Consider the following 24,202-nt stretch of genomic DNA (forward strand, 5'->3'; position numbering starts at 1 on the left):
ATAAACTGATGAGGGTCTTACCGTGCTTGAAGCATATCGCAAACACGTAGAAGAGCGCGCCGCTGAAGGTGTTGTACCTAAGCCGCTTAACGCTGAACAAACCGCGGAACTGATTGAACTGCTGAAAACACCACCAGCAGGTGAAGAAGAATTTATCCTGGATCTGATCACCAATCGCGTACCGCCTGGTGTAGACGAAGCTGCATACGTTAAAGCGGGCTTCCTGTCTGCCATTGCCAAGGGTGAAGCATCCTCTCCACTGATCGACAAGAAACACGCGATTAAACTGCTGGGCACCATGCAGGGTGGCTACAACATCGAAACCCTGGTGGGTCTGCTGGATGATGCAGATCTGGGTGAAGCAGCCGCTGAAGAACTGAAGCACACTCTGCTGATGTTTGATGCGTTCCATGATGTTGCTGATAAAGCAAAAGAAGGCAACGAGATCGCTAAAGGCGTTATCGAATCCTGGGCTGAAGGCGAATGGTTTACCTCCAAACCAGAGCTGGCTGAAAAGATCACTCTGAGCGTATTTAAAGTAACCGGCGAGACAAACACCGACGACCTGTCTCCTGCACCGGATGCGTTCACTCGTCCTGACATTCCTAAGCACGCTATGGCGATGCTGAAGATGGAACGTGATGGCATCAACCCTGACGAGCACGGTGTTCAAGGCCCAATCAAACAGATCCGTGAACTGCTGGATCAGGGTCACCCTGTTGCTTACGTTGGTGATGTTGTAGGTACCGGTTCTTCCCGTAAGTCCGCGACTAACTCTGTTTTGTGGTTCTTCGGTGACGAAATTCCGAATGTTCCTAACAAGCGTGCCGGTGGCTTCTGCTTCGGCGGCAAGATCGCTCCTATCTTCTATAACACAATGGAAGATGCGGGCGCACTGCCTATCGAAATGGACGTAGAAAACCTAAACATGGGCGACGTAATCGACGTTTACCCATACGAAGGTAAAGTGTGCAAGCATGGCACGGACGAAGTTGTTTCTACTTTCAAACTGAAAACACAGGTTCTGCTGGACGAAGTTCGTGCCGGCGGCCGTATCCCACTGATCATTGGTCGTGGTCTGACGGAAAAAGCCCGTGAATTCCTGGCGAAAGGTCCTACTGACCTGTTCAAACGCCCTGAGCAGCCGAAAGATACCGGTAAAGGTTACTCTCTGGCTCAGAAAATGGTGGGTAAAGCGTGTGGTGTTGAAGGCGTACGCCCAGGCACTTACGTAGAGCCTAAGATGACCACTGTGGGTTCTCAGGATACCACTGGTCCTATGACCCGTGACGAACTGAAAGATCTGGCATGTCTGGGCTTCTCTGCAGATCTGACGATGCAGTCTTTCTGCCACACTGCTGCTTATCCTAAGCCAGTGGACGTGAACACCCACCACACTCTGCCTGACTTCATCATGAACCGTGGCGGCGTATCTCTGCGCCCTGGTGACGGTGTAATCCACTCTTGGCTGAACCGTATGCTGTTGCCTGATACTGTAGGTACTGGTGGTGACTCTCACACCCGCTTCCCTATCGGTATCTCTTTCCCAGCAGGTTCTGGCCTGGTTGCATTCGCTGCAGCAACGGGTGTTATGCCTCTGGATATGCCTGAGTCTGTTCTGGTTCGCTTCAAAGGCGAGAAGATGCAGCCTGGTGTTACTCTGCGTGACCTGGTTAACGCAATCCCTTACTTCGCAATCAAGCAAGGTCTTCTGACTGTTGCGAAAGCAGGTAAGAAGAACATCTTCTCTGGCCGTATTCTGGAAATTGAAGGTCTGCCTAACCTGAAAGTTGAGCAGGCGTTCGAACTGTCTGACTCTGCAGCAGAGCGTTCTGCAGCCGCTTGTTCTATCAAGCTGAACGAAGAGCCAATCGCAGAATACCTGCGCTCTAACATCACCATGCTGAAGTGGATGATTGCAGAAGGCTACGGCGATGTACGTACTATTGAGCGTCGTATCAAAGGTATGGAAGACTGGCTGGCGAACCCTCAGCTGTTGGAAGGCGATGCTGATGCAGAATACGCAGCGGTTATCGAAATCGATCTGGATGAAGTTAAAGAGCCTATCCTGGCTTGCCCTAACGATCCGGATGACGTGAAACTGCTGTCTGAGCTGGCTGGCGAGAAGATCGACGAAGTCTTCATCGGTTCCTGTATGACCAACATCGGTCACTTCCGTGCCGCTGGTAAACTGCTGGATGCAGCAGGTCAGCAACTGCCTACCCGCATGTGGATCGCGCCGCCAACTAAGATGGACCAGGCTCAGCTGACTGAAGAAGGTTACTACAACATCTTCGGTAAAGCGGGTGCACGTATGGAGATGCCGGGTTGCTCTCTGTGTATGGGTAACCAGGCACGTGTTGGCGACAACACCACTGTAGTATCGACCTCTACCCGTAACTTCCCGAACCGTCTGGGTACTGGTGCTAACGTTTACCTGTCTTCTGCTGAGCTGGCTGCTGTAGCCGCTCTGACCGGCAAACTGCCTACAGTTGAAGAGTACATGGAGTATACTGCGAAGCTGGATACTATGGCTGAGGACGTATACCGCTACCTGAACTTTGATCAGATCGCCACCTATCAGGCGGCTGCCTCTAAGTTTATCCCACTGGCTCAGGAAGCTTAATTCTGACCCGTCAGAAAAGGCACTGAACCAGAAAACCCCGGCATTGCCGGGGTTTTTTTTGCCCATAAGAAACAGGCTGTTTATTTACTCTTTATAAAAACGAATGATATTGCCTCTCTATCAGCTTTCAGGTGTTAGAATCGGGTACCGCCATGCTAAAACCATAGCAGGCTTACCTAACTTAGCTGCAGGAGCTATTGATTAAATGGAACTTTTACTTGAAACCCTTCTCTCCCTTGAAGTTATTCTACTCATACTGGTGTTGCTACTGATCAAAAGCAGCATTAAATTTGTCCCCCAGAACCAGGCATGGCTGGTTGAACGTTTTGGTAAGTATCAGTCCACCAAAGAAGCCGGGCTGAACTTTATTATCCCTTTCATCGACCGTATAGCTGCCGAGCGCAGCCTGAAAGAGCAAGCGGTTGATGTCCCTTCTCAAAGTGCAATCACCAAAGACAACATCTCCCTGGTTGTTGATGGCGTGCTATATTTCCGCGTACTGGATCCTTACAAAGCAACCTATGGCGTCGACGACTATGTGTTTGCGGTAACCCAGCTGGCCCAAACCACGATGCGTTCTGAACTCGGCAAAATGGAACTGGATAAAACCTTTGAAGAGCGGGATCTTCTGAATGCAAATATTGTATCCTCCATCAACCAGGCATCAGAGCCCTGGGGAATTCAGGTATTGCGCTACGAAATCAAAGATATCGTGCCACCTAATTCGGTAATGGAAGCGATGGAAGCCCAGATGAAAGCTGAGCGTGTTAAGCGCGCCCAGATTTTGGAATCAGAAGGTGACCGTCAGGCGGCTATCAATGTTGCTGAAGGTAAAAAGCAAGCTCAGGTACTGGCTGCTGAAGCCGATAAAACCGAGCAAATTTTGCAGGCTCATGGTGAGGCCGAGGCTATTCTCGCAGTAGCAGATGCTCAGGCCGAAGCACTGCGCAAAGTCGGTGAAGAGGCAAATACTGAGCAGGGTCAGAAAGCGATTCAACTGGATCTGGCAACTAAAGCGATTGAAGCAAAACAAGCAATCGCCAAAGAAAGCTCTGTGGTTCTTCTGCCCGATGGCGGAACCGATGCCAGCGCTCTTGTTGCCTCGTCTATGTCCATCATTAACTCACTGAATAGCAAGCAACAGGCATAACTATGGAATTTCTGCTGCAGAATCTGGCCGAGTCCCTGATGGTTTTGGGTGTACTGGCGCTGATTATTGAAGTTGCCATATTGGGTTTCTCAACCTTTGTACTTTTCTTCTTTGGCTTATCTTTGCTAATCACCGGTGGCCTGATGACCGCGGGCATACTGCCTGACAATGGCAGTACAGCCTTCTGGTCAAATGCCGCTCTGACCGCGCTACTAAGCCTTGCTCTCTGGAAACCACTGAAAATCGCTCAGTCAAAAACCGATGGGAAACAGGTTAAAACTGACTTTGCCGATCATAGTTTTGTTCTGGAGTCTGATGTCGATATTAAAGGTGAGACGCTCTACCAGTATTCAGGTATCAGCTGGAAACTGAAAAGCCTGCAACCGTTGGCAAAGGGCAGCCATGTCTATATTTCCAAGGTGGAAGTTGGCGTACTTTGGGTAGATGTTGTAGCGGATTAAACCGACAAACCCACCGACATGACCTTCAGAAGATCATGTCGGTGCCTTTGTGCCGGGTTTTAGCACTTAGCTAACAAGCGAAGAAACATCTTCCGGTTCAGGTGAGAAGAAGCGCTAACGCTCCATACAGTAATTAGGACTGTTATCCTGATCCGGGTTGAGAATCTGAAAGGTAAAATCACTCGCCAGAGTTAACGGTGATAATGCATCGTGCATTTTTTCAGCTTTCAGCGCTGCGGCAAAATCCTTCAGAAAGCGCTCAATATCCGGGTTATCGTTCCAGATACCGGACATCTCAGCAGCCAAAGGCTCTGCTTCCGGCCAGCGGCCTTCGTTAATGCCGGATAAATCATAAAACGGCCAGTCAGCAATCTCATCATCACCGGCCTGTTCATCCATACCAGGGATCTTGTCGCCTTCAAACAGGAAGGAGATCTCAATTGTCTGGAAAAAAGGTAAAACACCCAGATCAACGACTCTCAGCATCCGGCCAGATACAGACGCATTAACACTTAGCTCCTGCGCCAACTGTCTTAGCTTTAAGTCTATAACTGACCTTATATTATCAATTGAGTATTCCATAATACCGCCCCTTTTCTAGCCTTCCACCACAACGGCAGCCCGTGCTGCGTGTAGTTTTTTATAACTCTCGATTAAACGCTGATGCTTCTCCAACCCTTCCAGCTGCATATTGGTTTCGGTCAGGCCATAGAAGCGCACCGTCCCTTCAATGGAGCCTTCAACAGCATCCATACGCTCTTGTCCGAACATACGGAGGAAACTGTTACGGAAGTCTTCATATTCCAACTCGTCATCCAGCACAACGTCCAATGCAGCTCCCATGGCCTGATAGTACAGGCCACGTTCCAGGGTGTTGTCGTTGTACTGCAGGAACATATCCACCAGCTCTTTGGCATCTTCCAGCGCCCCCAGAGCCAGACAGATCATCAGTTTCAGCTCCAGAATGGTCAGCTGTCCCCAGACAGTATTTTCATCAAATTCAACACCGATAAAGGTGATAATATCGGTGTAATCATCCTCTTCACTCTCTTCCAGACGTTCAAACAGAGCTTCCAGCTGCTCATCATCCAGACGGTGCAGATTGAGGATATCCTCACGGAATTTCAGCGCCTTGTTAGTGTTACCCCAGATCAGATCTTCCACCGGATAGATCTCAGAATAATCCGGCACCAGAATACGGCAGGTCGGTACACCCAGTTCCGTACGCACAGACTGGTAAACTTCTTTGCCCATCTGCTCAAGAATAGCGAACAGCGTTTTTGCCTCTTCCTCACTGGAGCTTTTACTCTGTCGACCAGCGTCTTCCAACCGGTGTGAAAAGTCCCATTCGCAAAACTCATAATCAGCCTTATCACTGAAAAAACGCCATGAAACTACGCCGGTTGAGTCGATAAAATGCTCAACGTAGTTGTTAGGCTCACGAACGGCATTACTTTCAAAAGTTGGCTTTGGTACATCATTAAGACTTTCAAAGCTCCGCCCCTGCATCAGTTCTGTCAGGCAGCGCTCAAAGGCCACCTCAAAACGCGGGTGACCGCCAAAAGAGGTCAGCACGCCACCGGTACGCGGGTTCATCAGCGTGATACAGGCCACCGGAAACTGACCACCCAGAGAGGCATCTTTAACCAGAACAGGATAGCCCTGCTCTTCCAGCCCTTTAATACCTTCAACAATCTGAGGGTATTTCGCCAGAACCGCTTCAGGTACATCCGGCAGCGCCAGCTCCTGCTCCAGAATTTCCCGCTTCACCGCACGCTCAAAGATTTCTGATAAACACTGAACCTGCGCTTCTTCCAGTGTATTACCGGCGCTCATACCGTTACTGAGATAGAGGTTTTCAATCAGGTTGGAGGGAAAATAAACGGTTTCACCATCAGATACCCGCTCAAACGGCAGGGAACAGATACCACGATCCATGCGGCCAGAGTTGGTATCAAACAGATTAGAGCCACGCAACTCACCTTCCGGGTCATAAATCTCCCGGGTATATTCATCAAGAATCTCTTCCGGCAGGCGGTCATCATCACCGGGCTGGAACCACTGTTCATCCGGATAATGCACAAATTCGCTGTGTGCGATCTCTTCACCAAAATACTGATCATTATAAAAGAAGTTAAAATTCAGGCGTTCCAGAAACTCACCCAGAGCAGAAGCCAGCGCCGCTTCTTTAGTGGCACCTTTACCATTGGTGAAGCACATCTGGGACGCTGCATCCCGGATATTAAGCGACCAGGCATTCGGTACAATATTTCGCCATGAAGTGATCTCAATCTTCATGCCCATATCGGCCAGCAGCCGGGTCATGGTGGCAATGGTCTTTTCCAGTGGCAGGTCTTTTCCCGGAATACAGGTATTAGCGCTTTCATCCAGATCCGCCATCAGAAGTGCCTGGGCATCTTCATCCAGGTTTTCCACGACCTCGATGACAAACTCAGGGCCAGTCTGCACCACCTTCTTTACTGTGCAACGGTCGATCGAGCGAATAATGCCCTGACGATCTTTTTCAGAAATATCTTCCGGCAACTCCACCTGTATCTTAAATATCTGGTTATAACGATTATTGGGGTCAACAATATTGTTCTGCGACAACCGAATATTATCAGTGGGAATATCCCGCGCGAGGCAGTAAACTTTGACGAAATAAGCAGCGCACATAGCAGACGATGCCAGAAAGTAATCAAACGGCCCCGGAGCCGAACCATCGCCCTTATAGCGGATCGGCTGATCTGCGATGACGGTAAAGTCATCGAACTTGGCTTCTAAGCGGAGATTGTCCAGAAAGTTAACATTAATTTGCATGCAAAGAATACTCCGTGAAAGCAGGTTTAGCACAAGTGCTGGTTGCCCGCTATTATCCATTTTTTAGAGGCTGCGTCTTGGGCTTTACGCCCTCGTTTACCGATGGGATACCATCAATGAAGTTTGCGGCAAGCCCTGTATTCGTGTAAATTTATTGCAACTATAAAAACATGTCACAGATCAATGCATAAAATTGCATTTAATACCCAGCACGTACTTTAAGTGGCAAATAAGGATTGTTGAGTGCAGTTATCATGAAAAAGACTATTGCTACAGAGCATGTAAGAATTGGCATGCGCATTGTTGAGCTGGATGTAAACTGGCTCGAGTCCCCTTTCTGGCGTCGCGCCTTTACTGTTAAAACCGAAGAAGAACTGATCAAGCTCAACCGGGCCTGCAAGCAAGTGGTCATTGATGTTGAAGCATCTGCACGCCACTCTTTGACGCACTTCAGAAGCACTCCGGTAGAGCCGGCAAAAGCTCGCAAAAAAACCGACAACACTGAAAAGAAAACATCAGAAAAAGCTCAGCAAGCTGAAAATGATGCCCTCAAAAACCGTAAGGGTCTGATTGCAGCACCGGAACTGCTCAACCGTAAAGAACTTCAGGTTATCGAAAGCAATATCGCTGTTTGTGTCGGAGAAGTGAAAGACCTGTTCACACGGGTCAGTGATGGCAATAGGGTATCATTCAAGAAACTGACTGAAGCTGTGCACCGGTTGATGGATGACGCCCTGAATGATGCGGCATCACTGTTACTTCTTTCCCGACTAAAGGAAAAAGAGCAATCTCTGGCGGAAAAGTCTGCCAATGTCTGCATCCTGACGATTGCTTTTGCACAGTACCTGGAACTGGATCAGCACACCATCTATCTGCTTGGCATGGCAGCATTACTGCATGATATCGGTATGCTGAAAGTACCAAACTACCTGCTCAGCTATAAAGGCAAACTCAATAGAGCCCAGCGACAGGCTATTGAGTATCACGTCATTGAAGGTATGAGCTTTGTTGGTCTGCATAACGAGCTATCCACACTCCCTCAGTTAAAAGAGATCATCGGCAACCATCATGAACGTTATGACGGCTCAGGCTACCCCAGGGGCATCAAAGGTGAGAATATTCCGTATCTGGCCCAGATTCTCGGCATCACCAGCACCTATGAAGCCATGACTCGGGAACGTTTCTATAGCGATGCGTCTAATCCAACCCAGGCACTATCCCGCATCTATAGCTGGCGAGCTAAACTGTTTGATAGTCGGCTGGTCACTCGTTTTATCAAAGCACTGGGGGTTTACCCACCAGGATGCATGGTTGAGCTGATGAATGGACGGATGGCCGTGGTTACAATGATCAATCCTGAAAACCGCACACGCCCGGTTGTCCGGGTTCTGAAGAGCGGCGGACAACTTTCTGCTAATGGCAATATTGAGCTGGACCTGATGGCTCCGGAATATGCGCACATCAGTATCACGCGCACACTGGATGAAAATAACCTGCAGGATCTTGAGAAATTAGCCAGCAGTGCATAACCCTATGGTTCAGATACCACCTTCTTTTCCGGAGTATTCCTCCTGATATTTTACAGCACAATCACGGCACACACATGCCTTTGAACGTTGTTCAGGAGGGATACTGATGAGCAGGGATTCCGGAAATGAGATTTCGGGGTCATAGCACCAGCAACCTTGTCCAGAGCCCAGGGCATTATGATGCGCGCAGTTATTCAGCCGATGGCAAAGCGGACATCTTGCGGGGTCAATTTTACCAGCATTATTTTTAACGGCATGCAGCGGATCAAAAATAACAACATCAGCTTTACTCAAGATAGACTCCTTATCTGACTCACTATAACCACCAACTTTTATACTCAGTCTGCACAGCATATCTCCTGACGGTCAAAATAACACAGCTTATCAAACTGATTTTCTGATGCTCTCTGATCTGGCAAAATGACGCACTTTATCACCCATAAGATGGCAACCGACAGATCATGACCCGGGAACAATCACCAGAATTTTATCAGGTGCAGCATAAAAAACGCCTCAGCTGGATGCCCTGGCTCTATTACCGCCTAAAGCCCAAAAACCTGAAATGGGCAAAACCCTGGCAGGATGATCTTCAGCAAACACTGATGCAGCTTGAAACCATAAGGATTGCAGAGAGAGTCTTTATCTCTCCAGACGCCGCACTTTTTGCTGAACCGGGGCGAGCCATCACTTTAGGTGAGGAGACCTTTGTTGCTGCAAACTGTTTCTTACACGGCCCCCTGATCATCGGCCGGGAAGTTGCCATCAATCACAGCTGTTCCCTTGATGGCGGCAAAGCCGGTATTACCATCGGCGACCAGACCCGTATTGCCAATCAGGTAAAGCTTTATGCCTTTGATCACGGTATGGCGCCCGACATGCCAATCTATCAGCAGGGTAACCGCTCAAAGGGGATCGTTATTGGCCGGGATGTTTGGATTGGGGCCGGGGTAGGTGTACGGGACGGCGTCACAATCGGAGATCACGCCGTGATCGCAATGAATGCCATGGTGACCAAAGATGTTCCGGAGTTTGCTATTGTAGCAGGCAATCCGGCTAAATTGATTGGTGATCGCCGTGAGAAACCGATAGGTTACAGAGAGAAGGCCACCGGTATTTCGGAGCAATAATATCAACCCGTTAGTCCGTCGTATTATTCTTACCCCTAAAACTTACAAACGGAGCCGTTATGCCGTTACATATCTGTTTTATTCATGGAAAAGAGAGTGGCCCCTGGGGTAACAAGGGCCAACTTTTTTCCCGAATTGCCAACGAACGCGGCCACGAGTTCAGTGCCTTAAACTACCTGAGCGCTGAAAACCCTGACGACCCAGAGAGCCGGGTTAAAATGCTGAATGCCTATCTGGCAGAAACTAAAATCCCCGGTAATGAACTCATTTTGGTGGGCTCCAGCATGGGGGGATATGTCGCAGCCCGTGCCAGTCAGAAGTACAGGGCTGCTGGTATGTTTCTGATGGCCCCGGCAATAGGGCTGCAACACTACCCTGTTCAATGGCCTGAAATCAAAGCGGGCTCAGTATATCTGGTACACGGCTTATTTGATCGTACAATCCCCTGGATGAACACCAATATGTTAAGTCAAAAGCTTGACTGCAAGATTCATCTATTGGCGGACGATCATCGTCTTAGTGACAGCTTGGATCTGATTGAAGAGGACTTTCTGATCTTTCTTGCTGAACTGGAAAGCACCCTGAACGCATAAAGAAGACTGACCCAGGCCTGATGCGAAAGAACAGCCCATGAAAACAAAAAAAGAGGACATCCCATGTCCCCTAAGAGCAATAGCCTATTCGGCCTGTATGGGCTCTACACTGAAAAACAAACTATCCGCAAGCTTTTGCCTTCAACTCCTGGTCAAAGTTAAGGATATGAAGCTGCCCCACCCCCTGGTATTTCATACTGTTACTGTAGCGCTGAGCCTCAGCCAGAACCTGACTCAATGGGGCACTCCCCATCGTAATGGCAGCTGTAACCGTGCAGGTTAGCTCAATTAATTGATCCGCCAGATGAATACCAGGCTTAAGGGCTTGCTGAATATCCAGAGAGAGAGTCTTCAGACTTTCGCCATCAACAGGAGCGTCGGTCAATAATAACTGCACAAAGCAGTCACCATCATAGCGATAGCATCGACTATCCCAACGCTGACGGATACCGGTCAGGCGGTTTGCCGTCATCGCCAGAACAAAGTCACCAATAGCCCGCCCATGCTCCCGGTTAAAGCGCGAAAACTGATCAAGTTCAACCATCACAATCACCAGCTCACGGCCGGATAACGCCGGTGCCCTGATATCACTGTCCAATACAGAACGACAAAGTAAACCGGTTAGTGCGTCATAATGGTCTGATATACCCGTCAAAGCCCATTTCGACGAATCCATTGGAGTAAAAACCGGAGCACGGGTTTCAATTGTCATAACCAGACCTCTTTAATGGCGCATCACATTGTTCTTTTTGTTGTGATGGGAGTCAGAACAAATGCCATGAAAAATAGTATTTGGTATCAAGCCAAAGCGTGTTCTTTTGTAATACTGAGTTAAAGCCTGTAACAAGGCTACTGGGTTCACTACTGTTCTCTTTCAGGGTTTTCCCTAGGGTATAATACGGCTGTCAAAGGTATACTAAAATCATACTGCGAACTGGATATGAAAATGGAAGAGCCCAAAAAAATATCTTTTACAAATCAGCTAGTTAGGTCGATCGTCCTACCAGCCTTACTTGTGGTCGCTCTTCTTTCAGCTCTGCAGCTGTACCTTTACTATCAACTCAGTGCAACCAGCATGCAGGCCCACGCGGACAAACAAATAAAGTTGATTGTACCGATTCTTTCCAAAGCACTTTATGATGCTGATGCAGAAACCATCAGCCTGGTTGGCGACAGTCTTTTCCAAGAATCCAATGTCGATTATCTGATGATTTCGGACCAGTTCTCACGGGTTTATCTGCGAAGCAGAAACAGCGAAAACATGCAGCTCCCTTCTATAGCGGTATCCAGGTCATTGAGCTACACAAACAATAGCGGGCAGAGCCTACTACTGGGCAATATTAATATTCAATATAACCCTCAGATACTGCTGGAAGGCCGAACCGAAGCCCTCGCCACTATTATCGCCCTTGGCATTCTCAAGTTTGTTTTCCCTTTGCTGGCACTGACTTTATTCCTGCATCAGAAAGTTCAGCGCAGACTCAGCTATCTTATCAGGAAAATATCTGACTCCCGACCGGATAACCTGCGCCGGATAGACCCAAGGCGCAGCGACCCCGGAGAGATTAAGGAGCTGATCGGTGCCTATAATCAGCTCCAGGAAAATAACTTCCGCTACCACAACCGCCAGCAGGAAGCACACGCAAAGCTTATTGAACGTACGAATGAGGTCGCTGAGAGCCGGGAATCCGCCCGTATGCTGACCAATATGCTTCAGAATAGCCAAAAACGATATCGGGCACTCTTCCACCGGAATGTAGACGCGCTTCTTATTGTGGAAAGCTTCCGCCTGGAAGAGGAAGAACGCTTTCGCATCATCGATGCAAACCTGGCAGCCATGAGTATTCTGGACCGGGCGCTTGATCAGCTTATTAAGCAGGATTTTGAAGCTATGTTCGGATCTAAACCTCTGGAGCATGGTCGCTATCTGCTTAACAGCAACACGCTCCCCCCCTCCTTACAGAAAGCGAATCTTCAGATAGAGTTACATTTCAATGTGGTCATGTTTGAGAAACAAGGGATTTATTACGTCACGCTAAGGGATGTAAGTGATAAAATACGGGCTGAAAAACTGGAAAAAGAAGCCAATGAGTTGATGAACTTCCGTCAAAATCAGATGGCTATTGCTGAAATGGCAACAACCATTGCCCACGAGATCAATCAACCACTTGCCGCTATTCAGAATTATGCTCTGTCTGCGATCAACTTCAGCAGATCGGGACAGATCAATCAGGACAAGCTTCACCAAAGCCTTGAGCAGTTAATGCAGCAAGCCGATATTGCATCCCAGATTGTACAGCAGGCCAGGACTCAGCTTGGCCGTAATGACTACCCGCAGCAACCACTGAATCTTATTCAGGCACTCGAAGAGAGCCAGGCCCTGTGTCAGCATAGGGCAGATAAGCATAACATTACCCTTAGCTTCCACTCTGAGCTGGAAAAAGCGACCGCTGTTGCTAACGAAGTTCAGTTCAAACAGATCATGATTAATACGCTTTCAAACGCTATAGAAGCACTCGCTGAAAGCACTGCAGATCCCAGGGAGATCAACATTTCACTGGACCGTGAAGATCACAATTATGTGATTCAGATCAGAGATAACGGGCCTGGTATCGAAAATATAGAGCGGGTGTTCACCGCTCATTTCAGCACCAAAGAAAAGGGACTGGGTATGGGACTTGCTATTTGTCGTAGTATTGCGGAAATGCATCATGGTTCAATTACAGCCCGCAACCTCACCCCCTGTGGCGCTGAGTTTACTTTGCGCCTGCCTGACCATATCGATATAACAGATAAAAAGACCGCAATACTGAAAACTGAACCCTCAGAATCTGAAGCTGATCCACTGAACCCATCATAAACACTGGCTACTTTCAGGGAGATATCCACTTGCAGGCACTACCACAAAAAATCCATATTATTGACGATACTGAGTCTGTTGCCGCTTCACTTCAGATGTTACTGGAATCCTATGGCTATGATGCCATTACTCACTCATCCGGCGAGAACTTTTTACACAGCATGGAGGCCAAAACCTCTGAACCCTGTTGCCTCCTTCTCGATGTCAGGATGCAGGGAATGAGCGGCATTGAGCTTTTCCAGCAACTGGAATCACTGGATGTGATTGCGCCGGTTATTTTTATTACCGGTCACGCAACTGTTCCTATGGCGGTGAGAGCCATTCAACTGGGTGCATTCGATTTTCTGGAAAAACCCATCGACCACAGCCAGTTAATCTTTAAAGTAGAGTCGGCTTTAAAGAAGTTCCGTGAAACAAAGAGTGCTTTACAGATCGAACAGGAGAGTCATAAAGCTCTGGAGTCACTGACAAAACGCGAATATCAGATCCTGGAGCTGCTGGTCAAAGGGTGTGCAAACAAAGAGGTTGCCCGCGAGCTGAATATTACCGTCAAAACCGTTGAGTATCATCGCAGTAATATTATGCGCAAAACGGCAGTTAATTCACTTCCCGAGCTGGTCAGGCTTCACCTGACCTACCAGAAATCCTGTAAAATATAGAGCCCGTGGCCCGGAAAAATATGCCTCTAATAAACCCTGCCTACCTGATACAGGTACTTTTTTTAAAGGCCTGCAGGAGCTTTGCCTGTTGCCTTATATTGCTGTCACTGCCCATCAGCAGTCTGGCCTCCGCCTTGGAATTGACACCGGCAGACAGAAGTAATTCCGCTGATATTCCAGCACAAGAACATCACCACACCACCTACCGGATTGTTGTGCTGGTCAATAAATCAGAGAACCCCTTTTGGTCACAGGTCAGGGCATCAGCAGAAAAAGCAGCCCGCGACCTTAATCTGGAACTGCAGATTATTGCTATCAACAACAACCCATTGCGCCCCGTCCGTGTTCTTTCTGCTCTGGTGAATTCCAGCCATAAACCCAATGCGGTACTTTTCCCCAATATCAAAAATACAGGGAAAGCTATTCTGGAGCTGCTTGAACAGCACCAGGTCTACAGTATTGTTTACGACAACGGCTTTGCTCCAAAAGATAACATGGGGCTTCCGGGTCAGTTTTATCGGTACTGGGTAGGCCAAATCGATGCAGGTAACTATGAAGCCAGTCGCCAGCTAACCCAGGAGCTACTTAATCAGGCTCTGACAATGTTCCCGGACCAACGCCCTCTGCCAATAATCGTTCTGGAGGGCCGGACAGCATCAAGAGCTAACGCGCAACGGCTGCTGGGAATGTTTGATGCATTAATGACCTACAGCAAGCAGGTAGAGATCCGGCAAATTTTCCGAACACGCTATGATACACGGCATGCGCGTCATGCAACCCTTACAGCCCACAGGCGTTACCCTGGTGTACGGGCTATCTGGGCCGCCAATGATGCCATGGCACTTAGCGCGGCAGAGGCTGTAAAAGAAACCGGATTAATTCCCGGAAAGGATGTCCTGATTACCGGCTTTGACCTTCTGCCGGAAGCCCAGGAAAAAATTAAAACAGGGGAGCTGCTTAACAGCTATGGCGGACACGCACTGTCAGCAGCCTGGGGACTGGTTTACCTGCACGATATTTTGCACGATAGTTCTCATAAATACCGTCGCTTAGCAATACCATTGCAATCCGGCAGGCACTCTTTCAAAGTCCCTCAGCCCACTCCGGAAGGGATTCTCTGGGTAAAACCAGACACTGATTTTTCCAATATCGATTTCTCCTCTTTGAGCCTGATCTCTGACCAACCGCAGCAAAGCGATCAAAAAAATCGTTATCTGTTTGAACAACGCCACGTGCCATAGCCGAAAAGCATGCACACAGGTTTGCGTTTGTGGCACCCCATCCTTAGACTGTTGTTTTTACGGTAAAAACTGGAATATGGTTATGGGTTTCTTCAGCCGGAAAAAGTCAGATAGTACGACCACTAAAGTCTCTATTCAGCGTGAAGGCTTCGCTCATATCCGTCAGATCAGTGAAGCCGTAACCACCATGCCCTGGGGTTTATCGCTTCTCTCTCTGGCCTGGACTGCAGGGCCTGTTACCCTCCTGGCCGCACAACTTAGCTATGTGCTCGGTTATAACAAAGCCCCTACCCAGGAAAACCTGATGTTCTTTATCATCTACACCATTATCACAGGTGTAGCAGGTATTGTTGCTCAGGTCGTTTATCGCTTAACCCGGGTGCCGAAACTGGAAGAGGAAAAGCGCAGAGTCTCCCTGGTATTAGAGCAGCTACCGGAACTCCGCTGGCAGGTCCTGGATCTTCACACCCATCAGCATGACCCGGAGCAGCGCCAGCGCTACGTTGCCAAGCTTCTACTGCAGAAAGCGGACCTCGACCCGGAATCACTGAAGCAAGCGACTTATGATCTTACTCAGAATAAGGCATTTGCCCGCCTGATCAGTCAAATCGAAATTTACCGCCAGGTTGGCATGGATCGCCGGATCGATGACCTGGTAGAGAGCCAGCGATTCCTGATTCGCCACGTACTGGTTCAGTTAGAGTCCGTTGAACCCGACGCTATCCCCTACCTTAGAACCCGTTTACAGGGCGATAGCCCGGATCAGAAAGTGGGTATGCCCCGTCAGGAAAACTTTATTGAGCGTATTTTTGCCGCCATTGAAGAAGAGAACGATCTTCTGATGTCAGACGAAGATGTCGAAGAGATGATCGTGCTTGCCTTTGAACTGCTGTGTGGCCGGAAAATCCCTATGCTCACATTTACCTACCGCGGGCGCTGGGAGCTGGCAACCGCACTGGATAAGATGGAACGCAATCGCAGTGAATACCGTATTGCCCAGGCCACCGGCCTCAGCCGTATCAGAGCTCTGGCCAGTTTTATTAATCAACAATACCTGCTTCAGCGCACCAGTGAAGAGGAAGAGATCGAACAGCTGCAGATCAACCAGTCTGCCGACATTCTGGTGGAAAATACCGAACGCTATATGGATGAATGCGCCAGCCGCCTGTCAGAATACTGCAGACAAGCCAAAAGAAAACGCGCCGATGCTGATAAAGAGTGGATTCGCGAACAGGCACGGCAACTGGGTGAAGCACTCAATCTCTGGAAAGAAATTCGCCGGGCTTATGAGCATATCGGACGCATGCACGTCCAGCTGCTGAAAGCATCCCAACGCTGGGAAAAGTTCGTTGATACGTTCTCTGTCAGCGATACCAAGCTCCAGATCGGCTCTGGCCATCGGGGTCTGACCGTCACTGAAAAGTCTATCTATCTGGATGAAGAAGCCATCAGTGAAGTCTGCGCCCGATTAAATGACTTTCTGGTCAAGCATAAGCTCACCCCGGAAGATCAGAACCTCGCCCGTAACAAAACCCTCCGAGGTCGTGTAGAGCGCTCTCTGCTGCCCGAAGATCACATTACCCCTGAAATAGCCAAGCAACTGGCCATCGAAATTGCGCTGGCTCTGGAGCCACATATTTTATTGAGCCGACCGGAGATACAGCGCGCGATTTACAGTACGAATGCTATCTATATGAATGATATTGAGCCAGGAATGAGTGCTGCCACCAAAACCGCCATGGGGCGTGCTATGGCTAATGAAAAAAGGCACGATCTCTCGGTGGCCGCTGAGCGTCTCGCTCTGGCACTGGTGAAACATTACCAGGTTGAGCTTGGAGAAGATGCCATCGCGTTCCTGCGTGACACCTACCATGCCCGCGAAAGCAGACTGAATATGTTAAGTCAGTTTACAACATCGCGGGAACGTAAGGTCAGTTACCTGAACCTACGTCCACCAGTGGTAGCCGCCCCCAAACGGGACTGGTATAAAGCCCTGATTGAGGCCAGGCGACTACGGGATTAACCCAGTTTAACCACCGGTCATGTTCATAAAGCGCACCACCTGAACATCACCATCTGTTGTAAAATGATGTCGCTCAGGCTTAATCGCCATACTGTCACGGATCGCCTGTTTCAGCGGCTCAATATCACCCGGATTTGCCCGGATAATCGCCCTGAGATCAACCGAATGTTCGTTACCCAAACAGAGCAGAAGACGCCCTTCTGCAGTGACACGAACCCGATTGCAGCTGCTGCAGAAGTTATGGCTATAGGGCGAGATAAAACCTACCTTGGTTTTAAGACCAGGAATACGGAAATAACGGGACGGTCCATCGGTTTTCTCTGTGGTCGGTAACAGCTCATAACGGGCGGCAATCGTCTCCCGAACCTCATCACTTGAGCAGTAGGTCTCGTCACGCTGATGTTCAGAGATCTCCCCCAAGGGCATCTCCTCGATATAACTGATATCGATATCCCGCGCTATCGCAAACTCCAGCAGATCAAGAATTTCATGATCATTGCGACCTTTCAGAATCACAGCATTCAGTTTAATACCCTTAAAGCCCGCTGCTACAGCCGCATCAATACCCGCGACAACCTGATTCAGATCCCCCTTACGGGTCAACTGATGAAACAGCACCGGATCGAGGGAATCCAGGGATATATTCAGCCGCTTAAGGCCTGCAGCTTTAAGATCACCAGCCATTCGACCTAACTGTGAGCCGTTAGAGGTCATGGCAAAATCTGTAATCTGCTCAAGATCACCAATATGATGGATCAATTCCATCACATTCCGCCGCACAAGGGGCTCACCACCGGTGAGGCGAATTTTATTCACCCCAAGCTGCGCAAAAGCATCTGCAATCAGTGCTATCTCTTCCAGTGTCAGCACTTTTTCACGGGGCAGAAAGATCATATCCTCCTCCATGCAGTACACACAGCGGAAGTCGCAGCGGTCTGTTACCGACAACCGGACATAGGTCACCTGACGACCAAAACCATCAATCAGGGGAGTAACCGGAGTCTCAACGGTGCTCATATCTCACCCTCCTGCCAACGTTCAGCAGCAGTCGCATCCGATGAACGGGCCGAGACCCAATAGTCACCTTGCCGCGTATTTTCTTTTTTCCAGAAAGGGGCTCGGGTTTTCAGAAAGTCCATAATAAAGCTACAGCCATCAAAGGCCGCCTGACGGTGTGCTGATGCCACAGCGACCAACACAATAGGGTCTCCCGGTGTCAATCGGCCAACCCGGTGAACCACATGAATAGCCTGCAATGGCCAGCGCTCTGCAGCCTCTGCAGCAATCTCCGCCAACGCCTGCTCTGTCATGCCCGGATAATGCTCCAGAGTCAGCGCCAGTACATCCGGTTTTTCATTAAAGTCCCGCACCAGACCACTGAAGGTCACAATAGCCCCGATATCGGTACGGTCAGCAGATATCGCCCGGTTAACCGCCCCAAGGTCAAACTCCGCCTCCTGAACACTGATCTGAATCTGACAGCTCATCCGCTTACCCCCCTGTCACCGGCGGGAAAAAGGCCACTTCATCACCCACTGTTACCAGAGCCGATGCTTTGGCCATCTGCTGGTTTACCGACATCAGCAGATTCTTAGCGGATAAAGCATCCTCCCAATCGGGGTGAGACGTGATCAGCAACGCTTTAACATCCGCAAGGGTTACTGCTTCTGCATTCAACGACAGCGGGAGCTGTTCACAGCCCAGTGTCTCCCGCAATCCGGCAAAGAAGCGTACCTTAACAACACCCCCACCTACAGCAGACGGAGATGCAGCTTGCGAACCGGACACGGATACCACCTGAGCACCGGAAGAATCACTGGCCATCTGCCAGTTCCCGGACTTACCGCCCTTCTTCTCCAGCACCTTGGTACCGGATATCACCATAGTTTTATCCACGGCTTTACACATATCATAAAGCGTTAATGCCGCCACCGAAGCCGCCGTCAGCGCTTCCATCTCGACACCGGTTTGACCGGCGAGCTTACAGAGGCTTTCGATGCGGATACGGTTATGCTCAGGCTCTGGAGTCAATTCAACCTTAACCTTGGTCAGCATCAGCGGATGGCAAAGCGGAATCAGATCCGCGGTCTTCTTTGCCGCCTGAATACCGGCTATACGGGCAACCGCCAGCACATCGCCTTTTTTGTGTTCACCGGAAACGATCATGCGCAGCGTTTCCGGCTGCATTTCGACATAGGCCTCCGCAACGGCTTCCCGGGCAGTAACCGCTTTTTCGGTCACATCCACCATACTGGCCTCACCCTTAGCATTGATATGGGTAAAGCCTTCAGGATGCGGATCAGACACTGGAGTGTTTGCTTGCTGAGTCATAGTATTCTCTCTACTTCCCGCCCTTCATATCCATTCTCTTACGACAGAATCTGTTGGGGCGGTGATACTTTTTATTTTGATCTGCTTGTTATTCCGGATACACGCGCCTATTTCGTGACATGCGTGCCTTAATACTGAACAACCGTTCGTCCCCGCTCAAAGAAGATCCGCAAAGGGGTAAATTTTCACAGAGCCCCCCGCCGCAATAGCCCCATGCTCATCGCCAATCTCAATCAGACAATTAGCTTCTGTCATGGAGCGCAGAATACCGGAACCCTGAGTACCTGTCGTTTGCACCTGCAGCTGACCTTCCGCACTGAGACTGAAAATGCCCCGGTGGAAATCGGTACGCCCTTCCCGGCTACGCATCTTCTCGCTGGCAATAGCCGGAATGGCCTGCAGCTGCCAACCCGTCTCGCCCTGAAGCAGTCGCAAAGCCGGTTGCGCCAGCTGCATAAAGGTCACCATGACCGCAACCGGGTTACCGGGAAGGCCAAAGAACCAAGCGGAATCAGCATTATCCTGGGTCAGATCCGCACCAATACAGCCAAAGGCAAAAGGGCGACCGGGGCGTATATTCATACGCCAGAAACCGATCTCACCGACCCTTGCCAGGGCGGTTTTGATGTAATCCGCAACACCAACCGAAACGCCACCGGATGAGATCACCACATCCGATTTAACCGCCGCATCCGCCAGGGTTTTAGCAAGTACCTCTTCCTGATCCGGCAAAATCCCCAGATCAATCACCTCACAATGCAGTTTTTTCAGCAGCGCAATCAGAGAATAACGGTTGGTATCGTAAATACTGTGGGGAGGTAGCGGCTGCCCCTGAGCCACAACCTCATCACCGGTGGAGAACACCGCCACCACCAGAGGTTTAAATACCGCAACATCGGTCAGGCCGAGGGATGCGATCAGCCCCTGGTGCGCTGGCGTCAGACGGGTGCCGGCTTTCACCGCGACCTGACCGGTTGCCAGGTCTTCGCCAGCCTGACGAATATTATCGTTCAGACGCAGGGACTCCGGCTTTTCAATCAAAACCACACCCTCACCGGGCTGGCAGATCTCCCGCATGACAACGCTGTTGGCACCAGCAGGAACCGGAGCACCTGTGGTGATCGTCACGGCCTGACCGGTTTCCAGTTCACCGTCAAAGCCATGACCCGCCAGAGCCTTACCCACCAACTGATACTCTGACGGGAAGCTATCACCACTCGCTTCCGGCAGGGCCAGGGCAAAACCGTCCATGGCAGCGTTAGTTTGGGCGGGGACATTGATCGGTGAGATCACATCCTCCGCCAGAACAGAGCCGACCAACTCAGCAATCGGTTGCCTGATCCGCCCAGGATGTTTTGCCGATACAATGGCATCAAGCAGAGCTTGCCGACCCTGCTGAACACTTAACTGACCGGGCTGGTCGAAACAACTGACGGAGGCCTGATAGGTATTCTGTTCCGATGACATTACAGAGCTCCTTCTTGGCTTTCTGCAGAGGGTAAAACCAAACGCTGTTGCCGTACCTGCTCAACCACAAAATCTGCAATCGCATCCGGGTCGTTAAGATCTAACAGTGGTAACAGGTTAACCCGTTCACCACGATCCCGCAGACTCTCTTTCAGCTTAGCGGCATCATTGGTAGCAATTGCAATAATATTGCTGTCATCCAGAGCGATCAGCGGTTTACCCGTAGCCGGACGGTGTATCTCAATTTTCGGAAAAGGAACAGCCTTAAAACCTTCGACCAAAACACAGTCCAGCCGGTGCAGCGGCAGATAATCGATCATCTCAAGCAGATCAGGGTCCTGCACCGCACCATTTTCCGGGTCAGAAAAATCCAGCATCATCGCCATACGCTGAGATGACGCCACCAGCATGGGTGCAGCCCCCGCCTTACGTAGCTCGAAGCTGTCTTTACCGGGATGATCAACCTCAAACGCATGGTGCGCATGTTTAACAACAGCAGTCCTGAGTTCCCGTTTAACCAATAGAGGTAATATTTTTTTTAACAGCGTGGTTTTCCCGGAGCCACTAAACGCAGCGAAACCCAGTACAGGTAGGGGGAACTTCAGCATAAGCATTCCTATTTCCTGAACACAGCCCGGACTGAGCTGGCAGCATGTTTTTCAGGTCTTGATGGTTAATACGATATAGAGCAGCAAGGAGTATTCCACGCCTGGTCTGAACCAGATCAAAAAAGCTCCAATAAGATCCATTTAAGTCGGGCATTCCATCATAAAGCCAGATCCCTGATATAAGAAGCACCATCATAAAGTCAGAAAGCGACCCATAAAAAAACCCCGGTTAAAAATAACAGGGGTCACTGCGGATACGATGCTCGCAGGCATTATGTGATTAGAGAGCAAAGACTTAACAGCTTATCAGAACACTCAATCAGAGACGCTGTTCCAGCGCCTGAACATCCTGCAGGGTATTCAGGTTGATAAAATCATCAGAGGAACCATCAAAGCGGACAACAACCATACGATGCTGCATATACCAACGATCAATTTTTCGTTTACCGGCTGCCAGCCACTCCTGCAGACTCGGAAGCAAGCTACGATGCATAAGGGAGATCACCGGCTGCAGACGCTCACCATCGTGAACCACGGCGATATCAGCACCATGATCAACAATCGCAGCGGCCAGTTTCTGAACAATATCCTCCGGCAACAAAGGGATATCGCAGGGAACAAATAAGACCCAATCGGTTTTGGCTGAGACCAGCCCGGTTAACATCCCCATCAAAGGGCCGTGATACCCCTGTTCAATATCTTCAACAACATCACACCCAAGGGACTGATACTCTTTTTGACTGCGGTTCGCATTGATCAGTACATGGTTTACCTGAGGGGACACCTGACTGAGTACATGGTGTATCATAGGCCGACCATTGAAACTGACCCAGCCTTTATCCTGCCCTCCCATACGCTGCCCCTGACCACCGGCGAGAATAACGGCGGTAACCTCTGAAGGCCTGATGGTGTTTAATTGCTTTGACATCGATTGGACCACTCCTGACGAAATCCCTGTATTAAGATCTGACATAGCGATTCCTACGCACATCAATAAAGATATATTTAAAAAGCACTATAACTTGCCAACGAAAACATGAATACTCTTTTTACCATTTCGTGCCTGAAAAGTACGCAGAGACCACACCAAAGGGCCACATCAAAAGAAGAACAGTTCTGTTAATTCAGGCCGGACGGCACCGGAGGGAAGCCGCCGCCTCCAAAGAAGAAGCAGTTAATGTGCCAGAGGCGATCAGCCAGCGGGTATTACATAGCTTGGTCAGCAGATTCTTCTGGTGAGAACTCACCATAATGGATGCGCCTTTCTCAATAAGATCAGTGACTAAGCGATGCATTAACACCACAGAGTCATCATCCAGATTAGCAGCGGGTTCATCCAACAACAAAATATCCGGTTGCAGCAGCCAGGCACGCAAAAGGGCCAGACGCTGCCGCTCACCACCGGATAAAGTAACCGCATCCTGGTGACGTAAACCCTCCAGACCAGCAAGTTGCAAACCAAGATCAAGGGCCACACGCGCCGCAGGACGCTGAGCCGATGCCAGAGAGCGAATAACAAACTGAAGATTACGTTCAACACTACCGGCAAAAAGATAAGGTGTCTGGTGCAAATAGCAGATTCTCGGCTCTTCTGCCCCAGATCGCTTTTTAAAAAGATCAATACGGCCCTGCTGAACAGGCTCAAGCCCGGACAGTAAACGCATAAATGTCGTCTTCCCGGAACCATTCGCCCCCTGCAGCCATACATGCTGCCCTGCAGACCAGCTCACATGTTCAATATCAAAGAGAGCCTCAGCCTGATCCGGCCAGCTTTGGTGAAGCCGCTCAATACTGAGCAAGTCTCTTGTATCTGTCGGTGAATCGTGTTTTTCCATGGGAGGCCTTTCCGCCAGGTAAGAAGATTTATCAAGCACAACAACACCTTAATCAGCGACTTGCCAGCTGCCCTTTGCCACGAAGCAAACCCATTCCAACATTCAGAACCATTGCCAATATAAAAAGAACCAAGCCCAAAGCAACACCCTGGGCATACTCCCCCTTCAGGGTTTCCAGAGCGATGGCGGTCGTAATACTTCGGGTATAATTAAGAATATTGCCACCGACCATCATGGCGCAGCCAACCTCGGCAATAATACGGGCGAAGGCCGCAATAAAGCAGGCATACAAAGCATATCGCACCTCCAGCATTAAAACCCAGAGACAACGAAACGGACTGGCTCCCAGCATTTTTGCTGTTTCCCAGGCACGTTTGTCTGCCCCCTGAAAAGCACTGTGACTCATCGATACCAGCAGCGGCATACATAACAGAAACTGCCCGATAATCATCGCATCCTGGGTGAACAACAAACGCCAGTCACCCAAAGGGCCCGCTCTGGAAAGCAGCATAAACAGAATCAGACCAACCACAACGGTAGGTACCGCCATCAGCGTATGAGTCAGCGATAACAGCAACCAACGGCCGGGAAACCGCCAGTAGGCCAGAGCGAAGCCGATCAGCGTCGCGGGAACAATAGCCAGAACCAGTGCGGAAAAAGAGACCCGAAAAGAGACACCAATAATGGCCCACAGAGCATCATCCCCCGATACCAGAAGTTCAACCGCAGCAACAAAAGTCTCAGTCAGTGAAGCCATTAACGGTAGCGCCTTATATTTATTTTTCTTTCAAACATAGGATAAACGGTGCAGCAAAAGGGTTATTCACAGACCCAATGGAATTAATCCGGCCCGAAAAAACAGAAAACCCGTG

22 protein-coding genes are annotated in these 24,202 nt (G+C 49.7%); 10 read left to right on the top strand and 12 right to left on the bottom strand.

Going from position 1 to position 24,202, the window contains the following annotated elements:
- Positions 1-22: 22 nt before the first annotated feature.
- The 3 genes from acnB (at position 23) to BTA35_RS06445 (ending at position 4,237) form a co-directional block, all read left to right on the top strand.
- Positions 23-2,626, top strand: coding sequence for a bifunctional aconitate hydratase 2/2-methylisocitrate dehydratase (gene acnB / locus BTA35_RS06435; protein WP_078318994.1), 2,604 nt, complete (start codon positions 23-25; stop codon positions 2,624-2,626).
- 205 nt (positions 2,627-2,831) lie between these two features.
- Positions 2,832-3,776: an SPFH domain-containing protein gene (locus BTA35_RS06440; RefSeq protein ID WP_078318995.1), complete on the top strand. Its 945-nt coding sequence runs from the start codon at positions 2,832-2,834 to the stop codon at positions 3,774-3,776.
- A 2-nt stretch (positions 3,777-3,778) separates the two neighbouring features.
- Positions 3,779-4,237: an NfeD family protein gene (locus BTA35_RS06445; protein WP_078318996.1), complete on the top strand. Its 459-nt coding sequence runs from the start codon at positions 3,779-3,781 to the stop codon at positions 4,235-4,237.
- 114 nt (positions 4,238-4,351) lie between these two features.
- On the opposite strand, the gene BTA35_RS06450 is transcribed toward BTA35_RS06445, so the two are convergent.
- Complete coding sequence (locus BTA35_RS06450) at positions 4,352-4,819, bottom strand: hypothetical protein (RefSeq protein ID WP_139363631.1); 468 nt, start codon at positions 4,817-4,819, stop codon at positions 4,352-4,354.
- A gap of 15 nt (positions 4,820-4,834) precedes the next feature.
- Entirely contained in the window at positions 4,835-7,057 is a 2,223-nt protein-coding gene (locus BTA35_RS06455) for an OsmC domain/YcaO domain-containing protein (RefSeq protein WP_078318998.1), read from the bottom strand.
- 254 nt (positions 7,058-7,311) lie between these two features.
- On the opposite strand from BTA35_RS06455, the gene BTA35_RS06460 reads away from it, so the two are divergent.
- The gene (locus tag BTA35_RS06460) at positions 7,312-8,586 is read left to right on the top strand and encodes a cyclic di-GMP phosphodiesterase (protein ID WP_078318999.1); all 1,275 of its coding nucleotides are present in this window, start codon (positions 7,312-7,314) and stop codon (positions 8,584-8,586) included.
- Between the two features lie 9 nt (positions 8,587-8,595).
- Here BTA35_RS06460 and BTA35_RS06465 read toward each other — a convergent pair whose 3' ends face one another.
- Positions 8,596-8,880 carry a cysteine-rich CWC family protein gene (locus BTA35_RS06465; protein ID WP_202931194.1) on the bottom strand — a complete coding sequence of 95 codons (285 nt, stop codon included), beginning with the start codon at positions 8,878-8,880 and terminating at the stop codon, positions 8,596-8,598.
- A 167-nt stretch (positions 8,881-9,047) separates the two neighbouring features.
- Between BTA35_RS06465 and BTA35_RS06470 the strand changes: the two genes are divergently transcribed.
- Together BTA35_RS06470 and BTA35_RS06475 are read left to right on the top strand one after the other, a co-directional pair.
- A complete protein-coding gene (locus BTA35_RS06470; protein ID WP_078319001.1) occupies positions 9,048-9,713 on the top strand; it encodes an acyltransferase in 666 nt (221 codons plus the stop codon).
- 59 nt (positions 9,714-9,772) lie between these two features.
- Positions 9,773-10,306: an alpha/beta hydrolase gene (locus BTA35_RS06475; RefSeq protein WP_078319002.1), complete on the top strand. Its 534-nt coding sequence runs from the start codon at positions 9,773-9,775 to the stop codon at positions 10,304-10,306.
- Positions 10,307-10,427: 121 nt separating this feature from the next.
- Here the strand turns inward: BTA35_RS06475 and BTA35_RS06480 are convergent, their stop codons facing one another.
- A complete protein-coding gene (locus tag BTA35_RS06480) occupies positions 10,428-11,018 on the bottom strand; it encodes a diguanylate cyclase domain-containing protein (protein ID WP_078319003.1) in 591 nt (196 codons plus the stop codon).
- Positions 11,019-11,381: 363 nt separating this feature from the next.
- On the opposite strand from BTA35_RS06480, the gene BTA35_RS06485 reads away from it, so the two are divergent.
- The 4 genes from BTA35_RS06485 to BTA35_RS06500 all read left to right on the top strand — a co-directional run bounded on the left by BTA35_RS06485 (position 11,382) and on the right by BTA35_RS06500 (position 17,089).
- Positions 11,382-13,166 carry a sensor histidine kinase gene (locus BTA35_RS06485; protein WP_160055057.1) on the top strand — a complete coding sequence of 595 codons (1,785 nt, stop codon included), beginning with the start codon at positions 11,382-11,384 and terminating at the stop codon, positions 13,164-13,166.
- A gap of 29 nt (positions 13,167-13,195) precedes the next feature.
- Positions 13,196-13,825, top strand: a complete 630-nt coding sequence (locus BTA35_RS06490) for a response regulator transcription factor (protein WP_078319005.1) — start codon at positions 13,196-13,198, stop codon at positions 13,823-13,825.
- Between the two features lie 134 nt (positions 13,826-13,959).
- Positions 13,960-15,066, top strand: coding sequence for an ABC transporter substrate-binding protein (locus BTA35_RS06495; RefSeq protein WP_160055060.1), 1,107 nt, complete (start codon positions 13,960-13,962; stop codon positions 15,064-15,066).
- Between the two features lie 82 nt (positions 15,067-15,148).
- Entirely contained in the window at positions 15,149-17,089 is a 1,941-nt protein-coding gene (locus BTA35_RS06500; protein WP_078319007.1) for a hypothetical protein, read from the top strand.
- Positions 17,090-17,095: 6 nt separating this feature from the next.
- Here the strand turns inward: BTA35_RS06500 and moaA are convergent, their stop codons facing one another.
- From moaA to BTA35_RS06540, 8 genes are all read right to left on the bottom strand, one after another.
- Positions 17,096-18,106, bottom strand: coding sequence for a GTP 3',8-cyclase MoaA (moaA, locus tag BTA35_RS06505; protein WP_078319008.1), 1,011 nt, complete (start codon positions 18,104-18,106; stop codon positions 17,096-17,098).
- Positions 18,103-18,576, bottom strand: a complete 474-nt coding sequence (gene moaE, locus BTA35_RS06510; protein ID WP_078319009.1) for a molybdopterin synthase catalytic subunit MoaE — start codon at positions 18,574-18,576, stop codon at positions 18,103-18,105. The genes moaA and moaE overlap by 4 nt, the downstream gene beginning before the upstream one ends.
- A 4-nt stretch (positions 18,577-18,580) precedes the next feature.
- Positions 18,581-19,420 (bottom strand): cyclic pyranopterin monophosphate synthase MoaC, encoded by an 840-nt coding sequence (moaC, locus tag BTA35_RS06515; protein WP_078319010.1) that lies wholly within the window; start codon positions 19,418-19,420, stop codon positions 18,581-18,583.
- A gap of 156 nt (positions 19,421-19,576) precedes the next feature.
- Positions 19,577-20,887, bottom strand: coding sequence for a bifunctional molybdopterin-guanine dinucleotide biosynthesis adaptor protein MobB/molybdopterin molybdotransferase MoeA (locus BTA35_RS06520; protein ID WP_078319011.1), 1,311 nt, complete (start codon positions 20,885-20,887; stop codon positions 19,577-19,579).
- A complete protein-coding gene (gene mobB, locus BTA35_RS06525) occupies positions 20,887-21,495 on the bottom strand; it encodes a molybdopterin-guanine dinucleotide biosynthesis protein B (protein WP_078319291.1) in 609 nt (202 codons plus the stop codon). The genes BTA35_RS06520 and mobB overlap by 1 nt, the downstream gene beginning before the upstream one ends.
- 319 nt (positions 21,496-21,814) lie before the next feature.
- Positions 21,815-22,423, bottom strand: coding sequence for a molybdenum cofactor guanylyltransferase MobA (gene mobA / locus BTA35_RS06530; RefSeq protein ID WP_078319012.1), 609 nt, complete (start codon positions 22,421-22,423; stop codon positions 21,815-21,817).
- Positions 22,424-22,619: 196 nt separating this feature from the next.
- The gene (locus BTA35_RS06535) at positions 22,620-23,369 is read right to left on the bottom strand and encodes an ATP-binding cassette domain-containing protein (RefSeq protein ID WP_078319013.1); all 750 of its coding nucleotides are present in this window, start codon (positions 23,367-23,369) and stop codon (positions 22,620-22,622) included.
- Between the two features lie 13 nt (positions 23,370-23,382).
- A complete protein-coding gene (locus BTA35_RS06540; protein ID WP_078319014.1) occupies positions 23,383-24,087 on the bottom strand; it encodes an ABC transporter permease in 705 nt (234 codons plus the stop codon).
- Positions 24,088-24,202 lie beyond the last annotated feature (115 nt).

This window comes from Oceanospirillum linum (genome assembly GCF_001995095.2).
GTDB classification, from domain to species: domain Bacteria; phylum Pseudomonadota; class Gammaproteobacteria; order Pseudomonadales; family Halomonadaceae; genus Oceanospirillum; species Oceanospirillum linum.

Coding starts and splice junctions, on each gene's coding strand:
- mobA (WP_078319012.1), bottom strand. CDS start 22,423: ATGTCAAAGCAATTAAACACCATCAGGCCTTCAGAGGTTACCGCCGTT.
- BTA35_RS06540 (WP_078319014.1), bottom strand. CDS start 24,087: ATGGCTTCACTGACTGAGACTTTTGTTGCTGCGGTTGAACTTCTGGTA.
- BTA35_RS06470 (WP_078319001.1), top strand. CDS start 9,048: ATGACCCGGGAACAATCACCAGAATTTTATCAGGTGCAGCATAAAAAA.
- BTA35_RS06445 (WP_078318996.1), top strand. CDS start 3,779: ATGGAATTTCTGCTGCAGAATCTGGCCGAGTCCCTGATGGTTTTGGGT.
- BTA35_RS06460 (WP_078318999.1), top strand. CDS start 7,312: ATGAAAAAGACTATTGCTACAGAGCATGTAAGAATTGGCATGCGCATT.
- BTA35_RS06500 (WP_078319007.1), top strand. CDS start 15,149: ATGGGTTTCTTCAGCCGGAAAAAGTCAGATAGTACGACCACTAAAGTC.
- moaC (WP_078319010.1), bottom strand. CDS start 19,420: ATGACTCAGCAAGCAAACACTCCAGTGTCTGATCCGCATCCTGAAGGC.
- mobB (WP_078319291.1), bottom strand. CDS start 21,495: ATGCTGAAGTTCCCCCTACCTGTACTGGGTTTCGCTGCGTTTAGTGGC.
- BTA35_RS06440 (WP_078318995.1), top strand. CDS start 2,832: ATGGAACTTTTACTTGAAACCCTTCTCTCCCTTGAAGTTATTCTACTC.
- BTA35_RS06450 (WP_139363631.1), bottom strand. CDS start 4,819: ATGGAATACTCAATTGATAATATAAGGTCAGTTATAGACTTAAAGCTA.
- moaE (WP_078319009.1), bottom strand. CDS start 18,576: ATGAGCTGTCAGATTCAGATCAGTGTTCAGGAGGCGGAGTTTGACCTT.
- BTA35_RS06485 (WP_160055057.1), top strand. CDS start 11,382: ATGCAGGCCCACGCGGACAAACAAATAAAGTTGATTGTACCGATTCTT.
- BTA35_RS06520 (WP_078319011.1), bottom strand. CDS start 20,887: ATGTCATCGGAACAGAATACCTATCAGGCCTCCGTCAGTTGTTTCGAC.
- moaA (WP_078319008.1), bottom strand. CDS start 18,106: ATGAGCACCGTTGAGACTCCGGTTACTCCCCTGATTGATGGTTTTGGT.
- BTA35_RS06475 (WP_078319002.1), top strand. CDS start 9,773: ATGCCGTTACATATCTGTTTTATTCATGGAAAAGAGAGTGGCCCCTGG.
- BTA35_RS06480 (WP_078319003.1), bottom strand. CDS start 11,018: ATGACAATTGAAACCCGTGCTCCGGTTTTTACTCCAATGGATTCGTCG.
- BTA35_RS06455 (WP_078318998.1), bottom strand. CDS start 7,057: ATGCAAATTAATGTTAACTTTCTGGACAATCTCCGCTTAGAAGCCAAG.